This window comes from Pedobacter sp. 01N416 (assembly GCF_056399685.1).
Map to the genome: position 1 here is coordinate 1 of NZ_JBFTRT010000624.1, position 2,791 is coordinate 2,791.

A 2,791-nucleotide genomic window follows, 5' to 3' on the forward strand; every position below is an offset into this window, starting at 1 on the left:
GCTATCCTTAGCAAGGGCTGAATCGCGTTCTACTTTATTGTCTTTGTTTTTTTCTTTAATTGCTTTAACACGAATGTCGCGCGCGGCATAGATGTCGTTTAAATTGCTATATTGATCTCTGATGATTACCGTCACTTTTTCGGTTTTCTTCGCATCTGTAATTCCAAGATTGGCAACAATTTTAGCCGAACGCTCGGTAATCATTTTCACATAGGCTTCTTTATCGTTCACAGGATTGTTCTGAGCAAAAATTGCAGTAATGCTCGAGAAGGTTAACAGTAAGGCTAAAATTGATGATTTCATGTCTTTATATTTAAATTGTATTTATTTTTTTTAGGTTCACATCTCCGCAAAAGTGCACTTTTAAGCCAAGTTCATCCATTGCAGCTGCTTTAATGCGGCAAGCTTCGTGCGCTCCGGCTTCATAATTGGTATAAACCACCTGAATATGGTTAGCTTTATGTCTGGCCATCAACTGATCGCGGCTCACGCCTTTCAAAATGGCATGCATAATTGGCCATTCGGGTGTTGTTCCGTCCCAACGTCTTTTGGTTTCGGCCGCAGGCAAAGCTACTACTTCTCCAACGCCCAAATCGCAATGTAATTCGTTATCCATTACATAAACTCGGCTCCAAACAATGAAACCTGGTTTACTGATGCCTTTTAACGATCCACCACCTAAACGGAAATACATAGCTGGCTGCCTATCGCTGCTTGCTCCGGCATAACCATCAATAAAATGTGCAGGTGGTGCTGCTCCAGAGATTAAAAACAGCCAAACAAAACCGTCTACATCATCATTTTTGTAATATTCACCCCAACGGATGTCATGAAGGGTGTTTTCTCCGGTCATTCCTAATTCTTTCCAAAGATTGTAGGTTACCAGGGCATCTAAACCGGCACATTCGTCTACCTCGTTAAAATGTGGTAAAGCCCGTTTTGGGTAAAGTTCTTTACCATCTACAGAAAATGCCGGCGGACGGTCTTCGTTATTTAATAAACCCTCTACTAAATCGCTGGCTACAGTTAAATCTTTCAATCCTTGCTGATACTGGATTCCAATGGTATCGCAGCTAAAATGATCAGCAATCCTCAGGGCGGCGATATACATTTTACACTGTTCGAGGGTTTGGTTTTTAGTTAATTGTGTCTCCTCTTCAGTTCCCCAGTTAAAGGTCATTCCTTTTTGCAAAAGCCAATCTAAAACAGCCTCTGCTTCACCATTGGTAACCTGCAGCATACCTGCATATAATGCCGATTGACTTAAACGCTCTTTAAAGAAACCGGTTTTGTGCAGCAGTTCGTCAGGAATGATAGCATTGTACATACCCATGCAGCCTTCGTCAAACACGCCCATGATCACTTTTCGCTCTTTTAAGCTTTTGGCAAAAGTTCTTCCTTTCTTGTCGTCGCTTAGTGGGATCTTACTTAAGGCAAAACTTTTTACATGACTTTGATCGTAACTGACCTTGCCGGTTGTGAGCCATTCTTGCAGGCCATCGGTAAAAAAATCATCCGTAAAATTTTCACTCCATAAAGTACTATATGGAATTGCCGCTTTGGTTAAGCAACCGTTCAGATTTAACATGCCTACCAAACCAGGCCATTGTCCGCTCCAGTTGGCTACGGTTAGTATCGGGCCACGATGTGTGGTAAGCCCTGCAAGTACATGATGTGAGTATTGCCAAACACTTTCTGCTACAATTATAGGTTGGTTGGGATCAATATTTCTAAAGATATCCATACCCATTCTTTGCGAATCGATAAAGCCATGTTTTTTTGTTGAATTGTATGAATGGGCACGTTTAACTTTCCAGCCAAATTGTTCGATGGCTAAAGTTAATTTTCGCTCCATTTCGACTTGAGCAGCCCAGCAATTTTGATTTGCTGAAAGCCGTAGATCGCCACTTGAAACCAGTAGAATTTCTCCTTGTTTACCTTGTCTCATAATTTATTAATGAACAAATAATTTATATAAAAATAATTTGTCAGCTTATATTTTGGTTACGCCTATATGGCTATATACAAAACTCAACAATGAAAAACACTATTTTCTGATAGTTTTTATCAAATTAATATAGGATGTTATCATTAAACTCGTTAACTTTAGACCGCTGTGGTATAATTTGTAGAATATTGTAATACAGCCCTAACCAAATATTTATTTTTACATGAAACCTCATTTTCATAAAGTTCCAATTACCTTACAAAGTTCCTTTAGTATCCGTCATGATATCAAACCCGATTTTGGGAATATCTGGCATTATCATCCTGAGCTAGAACTGCATTATGTAATCAAAGGAGAAGGCGTTCGTTTTATTGGTGATAACATCAGTAATTTTGTGCCAGATGAGATGGTGCTATTAGGCGAAAATCTGCCTCATACCTGGCGTTGTAAAGATGAATACTTCCAGAATAACCCCGATCTTACAACTGAAGCCATGGTGATTCATTTCTTGCCCGATTGTTTGGGTAAATACATGCTTACTTTACCTGAAGCTTACCTGATCCCTAAATTATTCGAAAAAGCAAAAAGCGGAATGGTAATTAAAGGGAAAGCTAAAGATAAACTGGTTGATTTAATGCGGGCTGCAGTTGATGCAACCAATTTAGACCGGATCATTATCCTCTTATCTATCCTTAAAACATTGGCCGAGACGGATGAATTTTCGACAATTGTAACGAGCAAAAATACATTCTATCAAAGCAATGAGTCTGAAACACTCCGTATCAATAAAATATGTAATTATACCCTGAGTAATTATAAAAAGGATATTACATTGGAAGAAGT

General features: G+C 39.0%; 3 protein-coding genes. 1 reads left to right on the forward strand and 2 read right to left on the reverse strand.

What is annotated here, in order from left to right; translation table 11 throughout:
- Both AC1DND_RS24810 and AC1DND_RS24815 read right to left on the reverse strand, forming a co-directional pair.
- Window positions 1–303: DUF3826 domain-containing protein (locus tag AC1DND_RS24810; RefSeq protein ID WP_477585226.1), on the reverse strand; the 303-nt coding region annotated here is incomplete at its 3' end.
- Between the two features lie 10 nt (window positions 304–313).
- Window positions 314–1,948 (reverse strand): fucose isomerase, encoded by a 1,635-nt coding sequence (locus tag AC1DND_RS24815; protein WP_477585227.1) that lies wholly within the window; start codon window positions 1,946–1,948, stop codon window positions 314–316.
- Between the two features lie 223 nt (window positions 1,949–2,171).
- On the opposite strand from AC1DND_RS24815, the gene AC1DND_RS24820 reads away from it, so the two are divergent.
- A partial coding sequence (locus tag AC1DND_RS24820; protein ID WP_477585228.1) for a cupin domain-containing protein occupies window positions 2,172–2,791 on the forward strand: 620 nt, incomplete at its 3' end.